This is a genomic window from Psychrobacter sp. 1U2, assembly GCF_051847575.1.
This window is the reverse complement of sequence record NZ_JBPYDC010000593.1, coordinates 1-953: the sequence shown is the minus strand read 5'-3', so window position 1 is coordinate 953 and position 953 is coordinate 1. Positions and strand designations below refer to the sequence as shown.

General features: G+C 42.8%; 1 protein-coding gene and 1 pseudogene. Both read left to right on the top strand.

Features of this window, described 5'->3' with window-relative positions:
• The coding region (locus ACS8FD_RS17500) for a putative oxygenase MesX (protein ID WP_439276785.1) at positions 1-615 on the top strand (615 nt) is incomplete at its 5' end.
• 180 nt (positions 616-795) lie between these two features.
• Positions 796-953 (top strand): annotated as a pseudogene (locus ACS8FD_RS17495) (methionine synthase); the annotation flags it as partial.

The window sequence follows — 953 nt, the reverse complement described above, 5'->3', positions numbered from 1 at the left end:
TTTGAGAAAAACCCAAAATCGCCACCAGCAGACGATTTTGGTGATTTGCACGGCAAACTGTTTCAACATTTATTGAACTCAGAAGCCTATCAAACCAACTTTAACAAACAACCTGTTATTTGCCTGAGTGTGTCAAGCAGTAAAGTCTATCAGCGTACAGGCAATCAGCATCCAGTATTAGGGGTAGAGTATAGACAAGATGAGTACTCTTTGACGGATGACTATTTTCATAAAATGGGCTTAACCGTGCGCTATTTTATGCCTGCCGGTAGTGTTGCGCCTCTAGCATTCTACTTTGCCGGTGACTTGCTCAGTGATTACACCGATTTGGAACTAATCAGCGCTATTGCGACGATGGAGACCTTCCAAAAGATTTACCGCCCTGAAATTTATAATGCCAACTCAACCGCGAGTCACGTATATCAGCCCAGTTTGAAGTACCAAGATTATTCGTTGACGCAAGTGGTCTATGACCGCGAAGAGCGTAGTCAGATGGCAGTAACGCAAGGCAAATTCGCCGAAGAGCAGTTTATTAAGCCGTATCGAAATATTTTAGAGGAGTGGGCGGCAGGCTTTGCGGTTAGCAGTTCGACGGCTAGAAAACGCGCAGCTTAATAGTATGCCATTCGCCAAGATATGAAACTAGTTCGATGTAGAGATTATTCAGTGAGACTGTTATACATTTTTCTTGCTTGCTGTGTCTACGCTGACAGAGGCTGCAAAAAATAGATAACAGTCTCTTCTCAAAAGACCATACATTTACTATAAAAACCAAAATATAAAAGACAAATCACTATGACAACATTATCATCAAAAGTACTATTGCCCACTTCAACCGCTGGCAGCTTACCCAAACCTTCTTGGTTGGCAGAACCTGAAAAAATTTGGTCGCCTTGGGCATTAGATGGCGAGCAGTTATTAGAAGCCAAACAAGACGCCTTGCGCGTGTCTTT